Here is a 20,202-nt window from a genome sequence, read left to right as displayed (position 1 = left end):
GTTTAGGATTTGATTTCCTGACAAAGCTCAATCAGCATTCCATTTGTAGTTTTTGGGTGCAGAAAGCAAACGAGTTTGTTGTCTGCTCCTGGTTTTGGGGTTTCACTTAATAAGGTGAAACCTTCTTTTTTTAGGCGTTCCATTTCGGAAACAATGTCGTCAACTTCGAATGCAACGTGGTGAAACCCCTCTCCTTTTTTCTCGATAAACCTGGCAACCACACCATCCGGATCTATGGATTGCAGGAGCTCGATTTTGGTTTGATTAACCTGAAAAAAAGAAGTCAAAACGCCTTCGGATGCAACCGTTTCGCGTTTGTAGGGATTTGTGTTAAGAAGTTTTGAAAACAACGTTTCGGCTTCTTCCAACGCTTTAACTGCAATGCCAATGTGTTCAACATTCTTCATCCGTTCTATTTTCGGTTATCCTGGCCACCCACCATACTCAAATAACTTTCATAACGGCTGATGGCAATGCGGCCTTCCGAGACCCCGTCTTTCACTGCACATCCAGGCTCATTGATATGCTGGCAATTATTAAACCGGCATTGATTCAGCAAATCACGCATTTCCGGAAAATAGTGGCTGATTTCCTCTGCCTTCATATCCGAAAGCCCGAGTTCCTTAATTCCCGGTGAATCAATGATGAACGTTCCGGGTTCCAGCTCAAACATTTCGGCAAAAGTAGTCGTATGGACACCTTTATTGGCGAATGTTGAAACCTCCTGTGTTTTGATGTCCAGACTCGGCGCAATTGCATTCACTAATGTCGATTTCCCGACGCCCGAATGACCGGATAGCAATGAAACCTTCCCGCCTAGCAATGCTGCAAATTCTTCAAGACCTTCTTCGCTGACAGCCGTAGTGGCCATGCAAGTGTATCCAAGGCTTTCATATAGCTCCATCAGCTCGGCCTGGAATTCCTTCATATCATCGTTCAGCAAGTCCTGCTTATTAAATATCAACACACCCGGAATCCTGAAAGATTCAATAGCCACCAAAAACCGGTCTATAAACCCAAGAGAAGTTCTCGGAAAAACCAACGTTGCGATCAGGATAGCCTGGTCCACATTGGCGGCGATCAAATGCGCGTGTGCTGTTTTGTGTACGGAACGTCTTACAACATAATTTTCACGGGGCATGATCTCGTGAATGATCCCAAAATTCTGCGTCTCATCTTCCGCCTCAAACCGCACGTAATCGCCCACGGCAATCGGGTTGGTAACTTTCAACCCAAGCGCTTTGAACTTCCCTTTCAGCCTGCATTGCCAGATATGACCATCGCGACTGTCCCGCACATCATACCATGAACCAGTTGACCGCAAAACCAATCCTTTAACTAATTCCATTCCGTCTTTTTTTGCAAAAAGCGAATTTAACCTGAGTTTCACGTAATACCGTCTGATCCCGGAAAATCGCCAAATAAAATTAAGTAGTTTTTCGACAGAGCCGGTTTTTTATTTGCTGCTCACGCCTATCGATAATAATATTTTTTAATATTTCACCGCTTTTAGTGGTTTTTGCATACATTAGCGACTGTTAATTATAAAAATTTTAAAAATCCTTATACAAAAATACCTTTACACTCCGCATAATGGACTTAGTTGTAGAAGAACCGAATTCGGTCATTGATATTCGCAAAAACCGTATTAGAAGTAACTTGTTGCTTCATTTGTATCAATCCGGTGACACTTCGATCAACAAAATGGCGCGGTTATTCCATGCCAGCATTCCCTCAGCAACCGGGATCGTTAATGAGCTTATCCGGGAAGGATGGATCATCGAAACCGGAACTGGCCCGGCGCGGGCAGGCCGGCCGCCGGTGTTATACGGACTGAATGCCAAAAAATACCTGACGCTCATTATGGACATTAACCGCCATGATACGCAGCTCGTCATTTTCGATTTACACAACCAGCTGATCTTAAAGCGAAAAGTTGATATCCGCCTCGACGATTCTTCTACATTCCTCGAACAACTTTTCGAAGCCACCGACGATTTTCTTAAATCCAACAATATTAACGTCAGCAAATTATGGGGCATAGGCGTTTCCATGCCGGGCCTTATCAATTCCTCACAGGGAATAAACCTGACTTACCTGAATCTGACCCCTCCCGGTGTTCCGCTTGTTTCGCATTTGAAGAAACATTTCAAGCTCCCGGTTTGCCTTTTTAATGATACAAAAGCAACCACGATCGGCGAGCACCGGTTTGGTTTTGCAAGAGAAAAATCTCAGGTGCTGACCATTAACATTGACTGGGGCGTGGGATTGGGGATCATCATTAATGGTGAAGTTTTCAATGGTGCATCCGGTTTCGCAGGCGAGCTCGGCCATATTCAGGTGAAGCCCGACGGACTGTTATGCCACTGCGGGAAAATCGGCTGTCTGGATACGATCACATCTGCCATTGCATTGATCAGAAGAGCAAAAGATGGCATTAACAGCGGAAAAGCGACTATTTTATCACAAATCGTCAATAATAACCTCGATCTGCTCGACACTTCGCACATCATTGAAGCCGTGCATGCAGGCGACGAATTTTCGATTGACTTACTGAGCACGGTTGGGACTGAATTGGGCAAAGGTCTCGCAACGGCCGTTCATCTTTTCAACCCCGAAGTCATTATTGTAGGCGGATTACTGGCAGAAGCAGGGCCATTTATTTCAAACCCGATTGAGCAGGCGATCAATAAATATTGCCTTTCCGATTTTAAAAACTCACTGTCGATCCACATTTCAAAATTAGGCGCAAAAGCCAGGTTACTGGGAACACAAGCGCATTTGTTTGAACATTTGATCGCAAAAGAATTCTCCTGAATAACGATATCAAAGGCTGCGTCAATGTTTATTACACATTGATTCAGCCTTTCATTTTTTTTACTTCACTCAGGATCAGTTCTGTTGATCCTACGCCTGCCGCGATATATTTTTTATTGATATCTCCGGCCTTCTTTCTCACTTCCTGCGAAGTAAGCCACTGATTTACAACAGTTATCAACTCGTCTTTATCCGCAACGGCAACGGCACCCTTTCTGTCAATCAGATCAACCGCTTCCTGGAACTTGTGATATTTTTTATTTCCAAAAGCAATTGGAATCCCAAAAGTGGCCGCTTCCAGAATGTTATGCAATCCCGAACCAAACGACCCGCCGATGTAGGCCATATCTCCGTATTGATATAATGAAGACAGCATTCCAATGTTGTCAATCACCAGATAATCATATTCCTTGCTTTGAATGTCCGTCGCAAGTTCTGAGTATAAGAGCGTTTTTCCTGTTAAGCCTTTAAGCCATTGCTCTATCTCCTCCTTATGAATTTCATGCGGCGCAATAATGGCTTTCAGTTGACCTTTAAAGTGATTCAGAACAGGAATGAGCACCTGCATATCAGCCTCCCAGGCAGAGCCAACGATCAGACAAGGCTTATTATCCCGAAAAGCTGCAACCTCCGGCAAGTCCTTAACATTTGCAGCAATCGCCGAAACCCGATCGAATCTGGTGTCACCTGCCAAACTGGAATTTTGCACGCCTATGCCTTGCAGTAATGTGAGTGATTGTTGGTTTTGTACAAAAATGTGATCGAAGTAACCTAGCGTCTTTTTGAAAAAACCACCACGCTTTTTGAAGAAGATCTGATCCGGCCGGAAAATGGTTGAGAACGAAATAATGCGTGAACCGCTCTTTTTCAGTTCATTGAGATAATTAAACCAAAATTCGTATTTGATAAAAAACGCGATGCGTGGCTGAACAATTTTTACAAAACGCTTCGCATTGGAAGCCGTGTCCCAGGGCAGATAACATATATAATCCGCACCGTTATAGTTTTTTCTCACCTCGTAACCCGATGGCGAAAAGAATGTCAGCAGGATAAAATGATCCGGAAACTGGCTTTTATATGCTTCAATAACCGGCCTGCCCTGCTCAAATTCACCCAGCGAAGCTGCATGAAACCACGCAACCGGACGCCCGTTCACCTGTGCCTGAAATGATTTTTCGAGCTCATTCAACAACCCATCGCGACCAGCAACACCCAGCTTGATCTTGTGATTAAATAAAGCCGCAACACGCATCAGAGAGGCGACGGTGCTGATTGCGCTTTGGTAGATAACTTCGGACAAAAGGCTCTGATTGAAAGAAGATTAGCGAAAAATTTATTTCTGCAAATCCCGGAAGCGCGGGATCATTGGCAGGCTTTTTTATTTCTTTTCTGGTTTAAAGAACATAAATGTACAAAAAACCGTTAAAGTGGTGTCGTTATCCGGCGGCTTTACGCTATAATTTTGTACTTTCACTGTTCATACGACACTTCAATTGTTACAGCGATCTAGATCTAAATATATGATGCGTGTAAAATTTTTACTATCAGTATCTATTCTGTTTGCACTTTCAACAGATATATATGCGCAACGGCGGGCAAAGGCAGAGGACAGTGAAGAGAGCTATAAATCTTTTACCTCCTTTGGGGTCACTACCAACACCAACTCAGGCATTCTGGGAGGTGCGGTGTTCAGGCAGTCGTCGGCGCTAGGTTCCAAGTTATTTGGTAAAAATCAATACAGATATCTTGCAGTTGAACTGGTCAATGTAAAGCATCCGAAAGAGCTTTCCCAGCAGGACTTTGTGACGGGAGCACGTCTGGTTTATGGTAAACAAAATTATTTGTTTGTTTTACGGCCGGAATACGGACGAGAATTGACATTGTTCAGCCGCCAGGATGATGAAGGCATTTCAATCAGCGGAATTGTGGCCGCTGGGCCATCATTAGGGCTGGAAAAACCTTATATGGTCCAGTTTCAGAGCTCTGATGGCCGGGTTGTTACCGAACCATTTGACCCTGTAAAACATGCCGGAAGCACGCAAACCACCGGGATCGTGGGAGCAGGTAGCTTTTTCCAAGGTTTTGGACAAACTAAAATTGTTCCCGGATTACACGTAAAAACAGCAATGAGCTTTGAATTAAGCGCTTTTCGCGAAAATGTGACAGGCGTGGAAATCGGTTTTATAGCAGAAGCATTTACCAGAAAAGTGCAGATCATGGCATTTGCCGAAAACAGAAGCTTCTTCACTTCGGGTTACCTGACCCTTTATTTTGGAAGCAAAAAACGATAATATATTAGCAATTGATGGTTTGGTTTTACCGACCGGGCCGTCAGAGATTACCAATAAATATGATTGAATTACCTGTTATTCCCTCAGAGCGCAAGAAAAGACCAGATTGGTTGAGGGTGAAGCTGCCAGCCGGACCAGAGTTCAGGAAAGTGAGGCAACTCGTTGATAATTATAAATTACATACGATCTGCGAAAGCGGAAGCTGCCCGAATATGGGCGAATGCTGGGGTGCGGGAACAGCTACATTTATGATCCTGGGCAATGTTTGCACGAGAAGTTGCAGTTTCTGCGCCGTAGCAACAGGCCGCCCCAACGAATACGATACCGACGAGCCAAGGCGCGTGGCAGAAGCCATTAAGTTGATGCAGGTTAAGCATGCAGTGCTCACTTCTGTAAACCGCGACGAATTAAAGGACCGCGGCGCGGAAATCTGGTATCAGACTGTAAGGCAGGTTAAAGAAAATACGCCCGAAACGACCATTGAAACATTGATCCCGGATGTTAAAAACAACTGGGATGCATTGATCCATATGATTGAGGCAGGCCAGGAAGTGGTTTCACACAACATGGAAACTGTGGAACGTTTATACAGAGCGGTACGCCCCCAGGCAAAATATGAAAGAAGCCTGGAACAGATCAGAAGAACGAAGGCTTTTGGTCAGCGTACAAAATCCGGCATCATGCTAGGACTTGGCGAAACACAGGACGAAGTGCACAAAGCTATGGACGACCTCGCGGCGAATGGTTTAGACATCCTGACTTTGGGACAATATCTGCAACCTACCAAAATGCACCACGAAGTGATCGAATGGATCACTCCGGAAATGTTCGATAATTACAGAGAAGAAGGCCTGAAACGCGGACTTAAATACGTAGAGTCAGGACCATTGGTAAGGTCAAGCTACCACGCGGAACGCCATGTGAATGTTCCGATTTAATATTTATATGTTCTTCAAGCCGAAAGCCTGTTCTCAATGAGAATAGGCTTTTGCATTTTTGCAGGTTGAATCGAGACTCAAATTATTATTTACAAATAATATTAATTCGGTTGTTTCTAAGGGCGTTTTTAGCCAAATAAAGAAGTTGAGAGGTGTTTTGATCAATTAATTATTATTTTAAACAATTTGAAAAAATTTGTTTAGTCTCTCAAAAAAGGTCAATTTTGCTTTTTAATCCATACACTACCTAGATCGTTTTTGCTGAATTAACATTTTCAATTTATGCCATACTTATTCACCTCGGAGTCCGTATCTGAAGGACATCCTGACAAGGTCGCCGATCAAATATCAGATGCTTTAATTGACAACTTTTTAGCCTGGGACACTAATAGTAAGGTTGCCTGCGAAACGTTGGTTACAACCGGACAGGTGGTTTTGGCCGGAGAAGTGAAGACGAATACTTATCTGGATGTTCAGAAAATAACCCGCGAGGTTATCAGAAAGATCGGATATACGAAGAGTGAATACATGTTTGAAGCCAATTCCTGCGGTATTTTATCTGCTATCCACGACCAGAGCGCAGACATTAACCAGGGCGTTGACCGTGCTGTTGCTTCCGAAAGCTTTGAAGAAAAAGCGAATGCACAGGGCGCAGGTGACCAGGGAATGATGTTTGGTTACGCAACACGCGAAACCGAAAACTACATGCCGCTGGCATTGGACCTTGCGCACAAGATCCTTCAGGAAATGTCGGCGATCAGAAACAACGAATCTGACCTGATCCCATATCTTCGCCCGGATGCAAAATCGCAGGTAACGATCGAATATAGCGATGACAATGTGCCTTTGCGCATCGATACAATTGTTGTTTCAACCCAACATGATGACTTTGACGCGGAAGCAGCTATGCTTGCGAAGATCAAAGAAGATGTGATCAACATCGTAATCCCACGTGTGAAGGGAAAGCTTACTCCTGAACTGCAACAGCTGTTCACGGGTGACATTACTTTCCATATCAATCCAACCGGCAAGTTTGTAATCGGTGGCCCGCACGGGGACACTGGACTTACGGGACGTAAAATTATCGTTGATACTTACGGTGGAAAAGGAGCACACGGCGGTGGGGCATTCTCAGGAAAAGATCCTTCCAAAGTGGACCGTTCTGCTGCATATGCAACGCGTCACATTGCTAAAAACATGGTTGCATCCGGACTTTGCGACGAAGTGCTTGTTCAGGTTTCCTATGCCATTGGTGTAGCTGAGCCTTGCGGATTGTATGTTAACACTTACGGAACATCGAAAGTATCAGGCAATGATGGCGAGATCGCTTCCAAGATCGGTGAGATCTTTGACCTTCGTCCTTATGCCATTGAGCAGCGTTTGAAGCTTCGTAATCCAATATATTCTGAAACAGCCGCTTACGGGCACATGGGCCGTAAAAATGAGGTGGTTAAGAAATCTTTCAAAGGCGCCAATGGCGAAGAGAAAGAAGTGGAAGTGGAGTTGTTCACTTGGGAAAAACTTGATTTCGTAGATCAGATTAAAGAGAAATTTGCTCTATAATCATATCCATTTTTAATGCTAAGGCCGGCTCACCACCGGCCTTATTTTTTGTCTGCCCAAAATACCTAGATAATATTTTGATAATCCCGAATTTTCAGAATTTTGATTTGTTCCTCCAATTAATCCCTACCTTTAACTAATATTTACCTGATAATCGCGTTCCTAAGGGGCTGTCTATTTGTCCAGTTAAGATATTTTATCACTCCTTGCTTTCTATGCAGTATCAAAAAATTAAGTTTACCAACGCTGGTAAGAGCTCTTTTTTCCCAACACTCCGACAGCGGGTAGACCAGTATTTTTCTTCCAATAACATTTGCAAATCCGGCGGTACGAAGATCATTTACAAGGCATTTTTCATGCTGAGCCTGTATCTGATCCCCTATACACTCATCCTGACAGGCTATTTCTCAGCCTTACCAATGTTCCTGATGACCATTGTGATGGGTTTCGGAGTCGCGGGTGTCGGGATGTCTGTGATGCACGATGCTATTCATGGCTCGCTGGCCACTTCGAATGTGCTTAATAAGATTTTTGGAGCATCTATTTATCTTTTGGGAGGCAATGCCTACAACTGGGAAGTGCAGCACAACAGGCTTCATCACACCTACACCAACATTCACGAAGTAGACGAAGATATTACCGGGAAATTTCTTTTGCGCTTATCGTTCCAGGAAAAGCAGAAGCAAATTCACCGTTTCCAGCACATTTACGCATTCTTTTTATACAGCCTTATGACTCTGTCATTCCTTTGGAAAGACTTCAAGGAAATTTCTCTTTTTAATAAAATGTCAGAATCGGGCATGACCAAGCCTTTTCCCCGGAAGGAGCTGATTAAGCTGGTTTTTACAAAAGTTGCTTACATTGTTTTCATCTGCGTTATTCCGCTTGCAGTTACCTCTCTCACTTTCGGGGAATGGTTTATCGGCTTTATGGCTATGCATTGTACGGCAGGAATGATCCTGAGCACAGTTTTCCAAATGGCTCACGTGGTGGAAGGCGTTCACCAGCCCGAGCCGGACGATTCGGGTTGCGTAGAGACCGCCTGGGCGGTGCATCAGTTGCAGACGACCTCTAATTTTGCAGGAAGAAACCGCTTTTTGTCCTGGTATATCGGCGGGCTTGATTACCAGATCGAGCATCATTTGTTTCCATCCATTTCCCACATTCATTACCACGCGTTATCGCCTATCGTTCAGGCTACTGCACAGGAATTTGGCTTGGATTACAATGCCAAAGCCAACTTCGGCAATGCGCTCGGTTCGCACGTCAGGATGCTCAAAAGCATGGGCAGGGCCTGATGTAGTTAAGGAATTGTAGGCAGCATTTGTAAAAATGCTTGCGCTTTAATCACCTTTAATTTGGGAAACTCTATGGTTGCCAGAATGTTGTAATGCGTTTCATTTGAGACCAAAAAATCCGCATTGCAGGCAATCGCACAGTCAACAAATTTATTATCATGCTTATCAGCCTCGATAAGCTGCCAAAGATAGTATGAGTCTATTTTATGAATATTTGGGAGATTCAGCAGCTCAATCAGATGAAGATCTGTACGATCCTTTCCAAGTCTTATACTCAGCTGCTCTTCGTATTCTGAAATAATTTCGTTCGTTAGGAACAGGTCAAATGACTTTTTGAGTAAAGAAGCGAAAATCGGATGATATATCGATTTACTTGGAAGCGCTACAAGCAGCACATTCGTATCCAAAACAATATTCATTACTGGGCCGGATCATTGAGTATATCTTCCATATCCTCGTTCGTCCAGTTATTATTTTGCCATGCCTGATCTGCTAGTTGGGACAGGCGATTTGCAAAATAATTACCCAACAATTCCTTAATATTATTTAGGTCGTTGTCGCTTACATGATGCGCATAGAGCTGCAATAATTCTTGCTGCACGTTGGAAAATGGCATCTTCAATGTTGATTGCATAGTGTATCCGGCTTGTTTTAAGTAAAGTTAATAATCTTTAATCAAACATGCCCCTGCTCTTCTGCTATCTCACTTTCACGCGCAACTTGTTCGATCATTTTCATTTTCGCAAAATCCTTTGGTCGCGAGAAGAATGTGTATATGGCTGGGATGACATATAATGTCAGTACGAGCGAGAAAAGTAATCCACCCATAATCACAATCCCCATTGACATCCGGCTTTTACCTGCCGAACCCAGCGCCATAGCAATCGGCAATGCGCCCAGGATCGTGGCAAGACTGGTCATAAGGATCGGCCTGAAACGCAATGTGGCTGCTTCGAGAACGGCTTCCTGAATGCCTAGGCCCTTTTCCCTCAGCTGATTGGCAAATTCTACGATCAGAATTCCGTTTTTGGTAACCAATCCGATCAGCATGATCATCCCGATCTGGCTGAAAATGTTTAACGTCTGGTCAAAAAACCAAAGCGAGAACACTGCGCCTCCGATCGCTAGCGGAACCGTAAACATGATGATAAACGGATCCACAAAGCTTTCAAACTGCCCCGCAAGAATGAAATAGATCAGCACCAATGCCAGGAAAAAGGAGAACATTGTGTTTGAAGAGCTTTCGGCATAATCCCGCGATGATCCGCTGAGGGAGGTTTGAATGGACTCATCTTTCAACTTATCCCGGATCTTGTCCATAGCCGCAATGCCGTCGCCAATCGTTTTTCCGGGCGCTAATGCAGCCTGTACGGTTGCGCTCATGTAGCGGTTGTAGTGAAAAAGCTGCGGTGGGCTGCTTTCTTCTTCTGCTTTCACAATGTTATCCAGCTGCACCATGCTTCCGTTTGCTGTTTTGACAAACATACTTTTCAAATCCAACGGCTCATCGCGATTTTCACGGTCATACTGCCCGATCACCTGATATTGACGACCATTCATTGTAAAGTAACCAAACCGCTGACCTGCAAATGCTAGCTGCATCGTTTGCGCCACATCCTGAACCGTCACACCCAGCGATTTTGCCTTTTCACGGTCAATTACAATCTGGATTTCGGGTTTGCTGAATTTCAAATTGACATCTGTGATCGCAAATGTCGGGTCGTTCGAGGCTTCCTCCATGAACTTGGGCAGATAGGCACGCAGCTTTTCAAAATCCGGTGCCTGAATAACGTATTGGATCGGCAAGCCACCCCGCGAATCGACAGAAATGGTCTGCTGCTGCACGACGAACGACTTTGCATCGGGCATAGACTTCAATTTTTGATTGATATAATCCGCAATTTCCTGCTGGGTTTCTTTGCGGTCTTTTTTATCAACCAGGGCAATCCTGCCACTTCCCGTATTTGCGGCCCCAAGGCCGGAGTTTCCGGGAGATGTAATGAGCATTAAGCCTTTCTTGCCCGGCATAGAATCCATCAACATCTGCCCCACATCCTGCACATAACGGTCTGTAAATTCAAATGAAGATCCCTCAGGAGTTGTCATGTTAATCCTGAACCAGTTACGGTCATCCAGCGGAGCAAGTTCCGATTGCAGGCCTTTACCAAAAAACCAGATCATTCCCACCGTAACGGCAACAATAGGAATTGCAACCCAGCGCATTTTAAGGAATTTAGCCAAAGCACTGCCGTAACTGTTGGTAATGTTTTCGAAAAACGGCTCTGTCTTTTCGTAGAACCAGCTCTTTTTGTGCGTCTTACGAACCAGGTAAGCATTCAGCATAGGTGTGAGTGTCAGCGAAACAAATGCTGAGATCAAAACCGCAGCAGAGATCACGATCCCAAACTCCCGGAAAAGTTTTCCTACAAAACCTTCCATAAAAATAACCGGAAGGAACACCGACGCCAATGTGATGGAAGTTGATAAAACCGCGAAAATAATCTCATTTGCCCCCTTAATGGCCGCCTCGATCGGCCCCATGCCCTGCTCTATCTTCTTAAAAATGTTTTCCGTGACGACAATCCCGTCATCCACCACAAGCCCTGTTGCGAGCACAATGGCCAGGAGCGTGAGCACATTGATGGAAAAACCCATAATGTACATGACAAAAAACGTCCCGATCAGCGACACCGGAATGTCAATCAACGGCCGGAAAGCGATCAGCCAATCCCGGAAAAAGAGGTAAATAATGATCACAACCAGCACGATCGCTATAAGCAGCGTTTCCCCCACTTCTTCGATCGAGCGCTCCACAAATATGGTGTTATCGATCAGTGTATCAAGCTGATAATCTTTGGGAAGCTCCCGCTTAATGTCTGCCATCCGCTTGTTGACTTCCTCGGCAATGTTCAGATAATTGGCCCCGGGCATTGGTGAAATAGCCAGACCGATCATCGGGATATTATCCAGCCTCAGCACCGTTTCCTCATTTTCCGGACCGAGCGCCGCATGGCCAATGTCCTTTAAATGAATGGTTTGCGTTGCAGAATTTTTAATGATCATTTCATTAAAATCCTCTTCCGTCCTGAACCTGCCTATTGTTTTTACCGTAAGCTCGGTATTATCCCCTGCAAGTTTCCCGCTCGGTAATTCAACATTTTCCCTGTCCAGTGCAATCTTCACATCCTGCGTGGTAATGCCCAGCGAAGCCATTTTGATCGGGTCCATCCAGATCCGCATGGCATATTTCTTCTGGCCAAAAATCCGGATTTCACTCACGCCTTCAATGGTCTGCAAACGCTGCGCGATCACATTTTCCGCATAATCACTCACTTCCAAATGGGACCTTGTATCACTTTTGAATGTAAGCACAATGATGGGTTCGGAGTTAGCATCCGCTTTCGCGACCACCGGCGGGCCGTCGATATCCAATGGCAATGTCCTGGAAGCCGATCCTACCTTGTCCCGAACGTCGTTGGCAGCGCGTTCCATGTCCACACCAATGTCAAATTCAACCGTTATCTGGCTCGTTCCCTGGCTGCTTGTGGAATTAATGGACTTAATGCCTTCAATGCTATTGAGTTGTTTTTCAAGCGGTTCGGTGATCTGGGATTCTATAATATCCGCATTGGCACCGGTGTAACTGGTCCGGATGGAGACAACCGGCGGATCAATGGAAGGAAACTCCCTCATTCCCAGAAATTTATATCCAAGAAACCCGAACAGGATGATCAGCAGGTTCATGACAATGGCCAGGACCGGTCGCTTGATAGAGAGTGTTGATATACTCATAATTGGAGATTAATGTCGGCTGACATTCGTTTTGACATGTTCACGATTCCTTCCTCAATTCACCCGCACCGCCGTATTGGGCTTAATAGCGATAATTCCGGAGGTGATCAGCGAGTCGCCCGGCTGCAAACCTTCGATGATCTGTATTTTCTTATCCGTACGCAAGCCGGTCACGACCATTGCTTCCTGCGCTTTGCCATTTTTCACAACAAAAACCTTTTTTCCTTTCAAAACGGGCACAATGGCCTCGGTAGGGATCATCATAGCCGATTTGTTTGCATCCAGGTCTGCCAGGATTTTCACAAACATTCCCGGAACAAACCGCCCAGAGGGATTCGGCGCGATAGCCCTTACTTTCAGGGTTCGCAGGTTTTCCTCCACTTTCGGATCAATGGCGAGAATTTTAGCATTATAAGTCGAAGGATCGCCGTCGAGATTGAATTTGACGACATTGCCCACCTTAATGTTCGGCGTGTATTTTTCAGGGACTGTAAAATCCACTTTCACGGGATTGCTCTGAACGATGGTCACGATGGGCGTACCCGGCGCCAGATACGCGCCTTCACTAATGTATTTCAATCCTATACGGCCGCTGAATGGTGCCCTGATCTCTGTTTTTTCCAATTGAGCCTCCAAAACTTCCTTTTCAGCCTCCAAGATCCTAATGTTGTTTGAAGTCACATCGTATTCTTCCAGATTAATGGCTTCTACATTCAAAAGCTTCTTCTGACGTGCCTCGATTTTCCTGGTAAGATCCTGATTGTAAGTTACTTTCTGTAATTGCGCCTGCAACTCACGGTCGTTGATCTTCCCGATCAGCTGGCCTTTTTGAATAAATGCGCCTTCTTTGATATTCAACTGAACCAGCCTGCCAGAAGCTTCCGCCATCACATTCACTTCCTCATTAGGAATAACCGTTCCCGACGCAAAAATCTGATTTTCAATGGTTTCTCTTTTAACGACATATACACTCACCGGCACTGCTGACCCACCGGATGAGCCGCTTCCTTTGCTTCCGGCTCCCTTCATCTCCGTGGGTTTATCTTTCCCCGGCTTCGAGAAAACGAAAAGTTTTCCGAGCACCAGCACAATGATTATCCCACCAACCAGCATTATCGTACGCATATATCAATCAAATAAATTTCGTTCAACTTGAATATTAATAAATTATATTTCTCCAAAAGGGTTTATTAAATATACTTGATATTGTACAAAGCGGCAATTAGTTCGTTTTTTACTTCTGCCGAATGTTAAATTCTGATGAAGCCTGAAGACTCCATAACCGCCGCGGGATAAATGATATTCAAAACATTTCCGCTTTCGACTATATTTAGCGTAACGAACATTGGCAGCACATTTACCCTTATTCATTGCATTTTCATTCTTCTCAAAAGAACATGGCAGCATTCCGGTTATACTTACCCTATTTCATCACATTCTTAATTTGCTACTTACCTATGCACACAAACGGACAGGAAAATTCCAAAACTTACGCCGCCCAATGGAAGATTGTTGAAGCGCATCAGCAGAAAAGACTACCAAAATCGGCGCTGGAAGAAGTCAGGAAGATTTATGAGCTCGCCAAAAAAGAAAAGCAGGAAGCACAGGTTATCAAGGCAGTGGTTTATATAGTCAATTTGCAGACCGAAACACGCGAAGAGCAGGACGCGAATGGGATAGCAGAATTGGAAAAAGAAATTTCCCAAAGTCAGGGAGTTGTGAAAATCATACTCACCAACCTGCTTGCTTCCGCTTATTACGGCTATTACCAAACTGTTCGCTGGCAACTTTACGAGCGGACTGCGACGGTAAATTTCAAAAAAGAAGACATAAGCACCTGGTCGACAGGGGATTTTCATGAGAAAATATCAAGCCTCTTTCTCAAATCCATTGCAGACGAGGCGCTTTTGCAAAAAACCAAACTGGATGCATTCGACGCCATTATTACAAAAGGCAACACCAGAAAGCTGCGCCCGACATTATACGATCTGCTCACACACAGGGCATTGCAATATTTTTCCTCTGATGAACGGGATATCAAACGGCCTTCATATGCATTCAAAATCGACAAAGCATCCGCATTTGATCCGGCTGCCGATTTCATCCATCGCAAATTTGAAACCAAAGACACGAGTTCTCTTGAATTTTTTGCGCTTCAACTATATCAAAAATTAATCGCATTTCACATCAACGACCCGCAACCCGACGCGCTGATTGACATTGATTTGCAAAGACTTCAATTTGTTCGTCAGAAATCGGACCATCCGGACACGGACGAGCTTTACTATATGTCTGTGAGCCATTTAGTGGAACAATATGCCCAAACCCCTGCCGCGGCACAAGCCTGGTATCAGAAAGCTTTATACCATGACCAGTTAGGATCTGCTTTCAACCGCGAGGGTGACACAACGCACCGGTTTGAAAAGGTGAAAGCGGCTGCGATCTGCGAAAAAGTAGTGCGGGAAAATCCTGAAACCGAGGGTGGAATAAATGCATTTAATCTCCTCAAAAACATCAAAAGTGAAGCATTACAGTTCAAAGCCGAGCAGGTCAATATTCCTGAAAAACCATTTCTGGTGTTTGTGGAAAGCCGGAATGTCAGCACGCTCTTTTTGCGTATTGTAAAGGCAACCGATGAGATCAAGACAACGCTTGAAAAAAATAACATTCAGGAAGCTTTCAAAATGCTTGCGAAAATTCCGCAGTTGCGGACCTGGCAACAAAAGCTGCCGGAAACCAAGGATTTTCAGCAACATGGCGTAGAAATAAAAGTGGACGCGTTGCCAATTGGCGAATATATGCTGCTGGCGAGTTCGGACAAACGTTTTACGGAGGGCAAAGGCATTACCGGAATGAAGTTGCTTTACGTCAGCAACATTAGTTACGTACAGCGGGAAAATGATTTTTTTCTCTTACACCGCGATACCGGGCAGCCTCTGGCTGGTGCCAACATAATGGTTTGGAATGTTAAATATGATTACAAATCAAGAAGTTACATTAACCAGCAAGGCACGCCTTATGTTGCCGACAAAAACGGCCATTTTCAGACAAAAGGAAAAACGACTCAGCCACAAGCCGAAGCGCAACGACTGGAAATCACGCATGAGAAGGACAGGCTCTTCATTCGCGAAGAATCTCACGCATATTATAACTACCAAAACAGCGCCGGTCCGGACACTGCCGGGTCCCAAATTTTTCTCTTTACAGACCGGAGCTTGTACCGGCCGGGCCAAACGGTTTACTATAAAGGCATTACGGCAGAAGGAAGGACTGTTTTAAAAGATCAGGCCAGAAAAATTGAGCTGAAATTAAAAAATACAAATGGAGAGATTGTTGGAAAAGAAACAAAAACAGTCAATCATTTCGGCAGCTTTTCCGGGTCATTTGTACTTCCCACCGGCACATTAAACGGGCAATTTTCGATTGTTGCAGATGATGCGCACACCACCACTTTGCACGTTGAAGAATACAAACGTCCCAGGTTTACGGTTGAATTTGACACTTTACGTGCTTCCTACAAGCTTGGTGACACTATTAAGGTCGCCGGAACCGGCACAGCATATGCGGGAAATCAGATTGATGGGGCGAAGGTCGTTTACAGGGTTGTCCGCCATGAAAGGTTTTTGTATCACTGGAATTATCGGTTGAGATATTACCCTACGGCACCTCCGCAGGAAATTGCGCATGGGGAAACGGTAACGGACGCTTCCGGCAAGTTCCACATTGATTTTGAGGCCATTCCCAATTCAAAAACGGATAAAAAGCGCAATCCGGTGTTCGATTACAAGGTTTACGCCGATGTGACGGATATGAATGGTGAGACCAGAAGCGCGCAAACTTTGGTTTCCGTCGGCTATAAATCTATTATCGTTAAAGCTGACATTCCTGAAACAGTGGCGCTTGACAGCTTACCAAGTCTGAAAATCCGCACAGAGAATATGAACGGAGAATATATTTCTTCTCCTGTTACAGTCAAAATAACGCGTCTTACACCGGAAAAACGACTGATAAAACCCCGTTACTGGCAGAGTCCCGACCTGTTTGTAATGACCAAAGCCGAATTCATCGCAGCATTTCCGAATGATGAATATGACAGGGAAACAGAGAAAGAAAGCTGGCCCGCAGCGGATGTTGTTTTTGAGAAAACTGTACAACTAAATAGTAATCAACCGTTTCCGCTCGAAAAGAAAAGTTTTGGTGCCGGTTTTTATAAAATTGAAATCAATACAAAAGATGCAGGCAACACAGAAATTGAAGACTTCAAGTTCATTGAACTGATTGACCCTAAGCGTAATAACCTACCCTATCCGCAATATATCAGCGCGGAAGGTGGGGCGATCATTGAGCCGGGAGAGAAAACAACGATTAAGCTTGCCACGTCAGCCGATAATGCATTCGTTATCAGCAGCAAAGGCAAGAAAGAAAATTCAAACGACTTTTCATTTTTTGAATTAAATGCGACGGAAAGAACCTTTGATATCACAGCAACAGAGGCTGACAGGGGCGGATTTGGGATTGACTATATGTTTGTTAAACACAACCGCGTGCATCAACATGCTGAATATGTGAGTGTTCCCTGGACAAACAAGGATCTGAAAATCGAGTATCAGACATTCCGGGACAAAACATTGCCGGGAAGCAAGGAAAAATGGACAGTAAAAATTTCGGGTTATAAAAAGGATAAGGTTGCCGCAGAAATGCTTGCCAGCATGTACGACGCATCGCTCGACCAATTTTATATGCATAAATGGTTGGAGCCTGATCATTGGCCGGTTTCATCGGGGCTGTCGCGCTGGGGAAACGGGCTTAGTTTCAGGTCAAAGGATGCTCAGGTCCTTGATTTGACATACAGCCCTTACAAAAGTTTTGGAAAGCGCTATGATGACCTGCTTTCCACGCAGATGTCATATGGAGGTTACCCCCGTGGGGGCGGACGTAATGTACGGAACCGGGTAATGTCTATGAGCGCGGGCGTGCAAGTGAAGAAAGGTGAGGTGATGGAGGAAATTAAAGAAGCCGCCATGGCCGAACCCGCACCCATGGCACAGGATGCTGCTGCTATGAATGAGGTTGTAACGGTTGGCTATGGCGTTCAGCAATCTCCGCAAATCAAAAATGAAACGCCACCGCCATCACCGCGGAAAAACTTCAACGAAACCGCATTCTTCCTTCCTGACCTGAAAACCGACAAAGACGGCAGCATTACATTCTCGTTTACAATGTCCGAAGCATTAACGCGTTGGAAATTCCAGGCGTTGGCGCATACAAAAGAACTTGCATTTGGTTACAGCACCAAAGAAATTGTTACGCAGAAGGAACTCATGGTCCAGCCTAATCCGCCGAGATTTTTGCGTGAGGGGGATCAGATTACATTTGCCACGAAAGTGGTCAACCTGTCGGATCGTTCTTTAAACGGGAAAGTTTCACTGCAATTGATTGATACTGAAAGCAACGAGGCTATCGACGCATTGTTTGAGAATTTGGGAAATGGAAAGGATTTCGATGTTGCTGCTGGGCAAAGTACGGTGGCGCAATTTGCCATCAGCATTCCAAAAACATATTCCAAAACAGTTACCTGGCGCATCGTAGCGAGTTCAGGCAACCTTTCGGATGGAGAAGAAAACACGTTGCCTGTATTGTCCAACCGCATGTTGGTTACCGAAACATTGCCTCTGGCTGTACGCGGGACCGGAAGCAAGCACTTCAAAATGGACAAGCTGATCAATTCCAGCAACTCAAAAACGCTGACCAACCAGTCCCTAACCGTTGAATATACGAGCAATCCGGCCTGGTATGCCGTTCAGGCGCTGCCTTACCTGATGGAATATCCGTATGAGTGCGCGGAACAGACTTGGAACCGCTACTATGCGAATTCCATGGCCGCTAACATTGTCGCCAGTTCTTCGAAAATAGCCAAGGTTTTCGAAACCTGGTGGAAAAGTGACACGACAGCCTTGGTAAGCAACCTGAAAAAGAATCAGGAATTAAAATCATTATTATTGGAAGAGACACCCTGGGTGCTGGCAGCAAATACAGAAACGGAGCAAAAGAAGAACATTGCATTGCTTTTTGATCTTCTGCGGATGACCAATGAGCTTAGTAGCGCCATTGAAAAATTACATCAGCTTCAAAATCCGGACGGCAGCTTTTCCTGGTTCAAAGGTGGCCCCGACGACCGCTTTATGACGCAATACATTGCCAGTGGAATCGGGCATTTACGGAAGGCTAATGCTGTGCAAAAGAGTCAGGAGGAGCAAATTAATACCCTGATCAAAGCCGCAATGCCTTATCTGGACGCGCGGATTATCGACGACTATAACGATCTGATCAAGCACAAAGCCAACTTGAAGGAATACACGCCATCGACATTGGTGACGCAGTATTTGTATATGCGGAGCTTTTTCTCAGATCAGCCCGTGCCTGCCGCTTCCCAAAAGGCCTACCGCTATTTCATGGATCGCGCCAGGGTTACCTGGAACATTCAGACCAAATATATGCAGGGACTCATTGCCTTAGCATTGCACCGCTCGGGCGATAAAATCACACCTGATGCGATCCTGAAATCACTAAAACAAACGGCGATTACAAACGAAGAACAAGGCATATACTGGAAAATGAACCAACGTGGCTGGCGGTGGCACGAAGCGCCCATTGAGCGCCAGGCGTTGCTGATAGAAGCATTCCAGGAGATTTCGAATGATGTTGAGGCAGTGAATGATATGAAAACCTGGCTTTTGAAAAACAAACAAACCAATAATTGGGAAAGTACAAAAGCCACTGCCGAAGCCTGTTATGCATTGCTTATGACCGGAACCAACTGGCTTACAGATGACCGTACAATCTCGGTCCATCTGGGCGATACGAAAGTGGAGGGGGAAAAAGCAGAGGCAGGAACGGGTTATTTCAAAAAAACGATTGAAGCAAGCAAAATGAATGCTGCAATGGGCAACGTTGAAGTGCGTGTAGAAGGCGAAAAAAGCACTATAAGCGCACCATCCTGGGGAGCCGTTTATTGGCAATATTTTGAAGATCTGGATAAAATCACTTATTCAGAAACGCCTCTAAAACTATCAAAAAAGCTATTTATTGAAACAAATTCGGATAACGGCCCCGTGCTCACGCCTGTAAACTCAGATCAGATCCTCCACGTCGGCGACAAAGTGAAAGTCCGCATCGAGCTTCGTGCCGACCGCGACATGGAATACGTGCATATGAAAGATATGCGCGCTTCGGGATTTGAGCCCGTGAATGTGCTGAGCAATTATAAATGGCAGGGAGGCCTAGGTTACTACGAAAGCACAAAAGACGCCAGTACCAATTTCTTTTTCAGCACATTACAAAAAGGAACATACGTTTTCGAGTATCCGCTATTTATCAATCAGGAAGGCGATTTCAGCAACGGCATTACCACCATCCAATGCATTTATGCGCCGGAGTTCACCTCGCATAGCGAGGGGGTTCGGGTGAAGGTGGGTAAGTAAATTCAGCGGGCATTTTCGCGAT

Annotated in this window: 13 protein-coding genes; 6 read left to right on the top strand and 7 right to left on the bottom strand. The window is 45.0% G+C overall.

The annotated features are described in order from the left end of the window. Positions 1–2: 2 nt before the first annotated feature. Positions 3–407, bottom strand: coding sequence for a methylmalonyl-CoA epimerase (gene mce, locus L0659_RS00275; RefSeq protein WP_235123507.1), 405 nt, complete (start codon positions 405–407; stop codon positions 3–5). 5 nt (positions 408–412) lie between these two features. Then, complete coding sequence (rsgA, locus tag L0659_RS00270; RefSeq protein WP_235123506.1) at positions 413–1,348, bottom strand: ribosome small subunit-dependent GTPase A; 936 nt, start codon at positions 1,346–1,348, stop codon at positions 413–415. Between the two features lie 245 nt (positions 1,349–1,593). Between rsgA and L0659_RS00265 the strand changes: the two genes are divergently transcribed. Next, on the top strand, positions 1,594–2,817 hold the full coding sequence (locus tag L0659_RS00265; RefSeq protein WP_235123505.1) for an ROK family transcriptional regulator: 1,224 nt from the start codon (positions 1,594–1,596) through the stop codon (positions 2,815–2,817). Positions 2,818–2,860: 43 nt separating this feature from the next. Here L0659_RS00265 and L0659_RS00260 read toward each other — a convergent pair whose 3' ends face one another. Further along, entirely contained in the window at positions 2,861–4,117 is a 1,257-nt protein-coding gene (locus L0659_RS00260; RefSeq protein WP_235123504.1) for a 3-deoxy-D-manno-octulosonic acid transferase, read from the bottom strand. Between the two features lie 220 nt (positions 4,118–4,337). On the opposite strand from L0659_RS00260, the gene L0659_RS00255 reads away from it, so the two are divergent. From L0659_RS00255 to L0659_RS00240, 4 genes are all read left to right on the top strand, one after another. Continuing rightward, positions 4,338–5,108 carry a hypothetical protein gene (locus L0659_RS00255; protein WP_235123503.1) on the top strand — a complete coding sequence of 257 codons (771 nt, stop codon included), beginning with the start codon at positions 4,338–4,340 and terminating at the stop codon, positions 5,106–5,108. Between the two features lie 59 nt (positions 5,109–5,167). Then, complete coding sequence (gene lipA / locus L0659_RS00250; protein WP_235123501.1) at positions 5,168–6,046, top strand: lipoyl synthase; 879 nt, start codon at positions 5,168–5,170, stop codon at positions 6,044–6,046. A 282-nt stretch (positions 6,047–6,328) separates the two neighbouring features. Then, on the top strand, positions 6,329–7,609 hold the full coding sequence (gene metK / locus L0659_RS00245) for a methionine adenosyltransferase (RefSeq protein ID WP_235123500.1): 1,281 nt from the start codon (positions 6,329–6,331) through the stop codon (positions 7,607–7,609). Between the two features lie 215 nt (positions 7,610–7,824). After that, entirely contained in the window at positions 7,825–8,907 is a 1,083-nt protein-coding gene (locus tag L0659_RS00240) for an acyl-CoA desaturase (RefSeq protein ID WP_235123499.1), read from the top strand. A gap of 5 nt (positions 8,908–8,912) precedes the next feature. Here the strand turns inward: L0659_RS00240 and L0659_RS00235 are convergent, their stop codons facing one another. From L0659_RS00235 to L0659_RS00220, 4 genes are read right to left on the bottom strand one after another with little or no spacing between them, the layout of a single operon-like run. Next, positions 8,913–9,326 carry a putative toxin-antitoxin system toxin component, PIN family gene (locus tag L0659_RS00235; protein ID WP_235123498.1) on the bottom strand — a complete coding sequence of 138 codons (414 nt, stop codon included), beginning with the start codon at positions 9,324–9,326 and terminating at the stop codon, positions 8,913–8,915. Then, positions 9,326–9,541 (bottom strand): hypothetical protein, encoded by a 216-nt coding sequence (locus tag L0659_RS00230; RefSeq protein WP_235123497.1) that lies wholly within the window; start codon positions 9,539–9,541, stop codon positions 9,326–9,328. Before L0659_RS00230 ends, L0659_RS00235 begins: the two co-directional genes overlap by 1 nt. Positions 9,542–9,582: 41 nt before the next feature. Continuing rightward, positions 9,583–12,699, bottom strand: coding sequence for an efflux RND transporter permease subunit (locus L0659_RS00225; protein ID WP_235123496.1), 3,117 nt, complete (start codon positions 12,697–12,699; stop codon positions 9,583–9,585). A 54-nt stretch (positions 12,700–12,753) separates the two neighbouring features. Next, positions 12,754–13,824, bottom strand: coding sequence for an efflux RND transporter periplasmic adaptor subunit (locus tag L0659_RS00220; RefSeq protein ID WP_235123495.1), 1,071 nt, complete (start codon positions 13,822–13,824; stop codon positions 12,754–12,756). Positions 13,825–14,156: 332 nt separating this feature from the next. Here L0659_RS00220 and L0659_RS00215 point away from each other — a divergent pair, with 332 nt between their 5' ends. Beyond that, positions 14,157–20,180: an alpha-2-macroglobulin gene (locus L0659_RS00215; RefSeq protein ID WP_235123493.1), complete on the top strand. Its 6,024-nt coding sequence runs from the start codon at positions 14,157–14,159 to the stop codon at positions 20,178–20,180. The last annotated feature ends 22 nt before the right edge of the window (positions 20,181–20,202 follow it).

The sequence above is a fragment of the Dyadobacter sp. CY347 genome (genome assembly GCF_021502655.1).
Lineage (GTDB): Bacteria > Bacteroidota > Bacteroidia > Cytophagales > Spirosomataceae > Dyadobacter.
The sequence above is the reverse complement of the archived record's forward strand: the minus strand, read 5'-3'. Positions and strand labels throughout refer to the sequence as shown.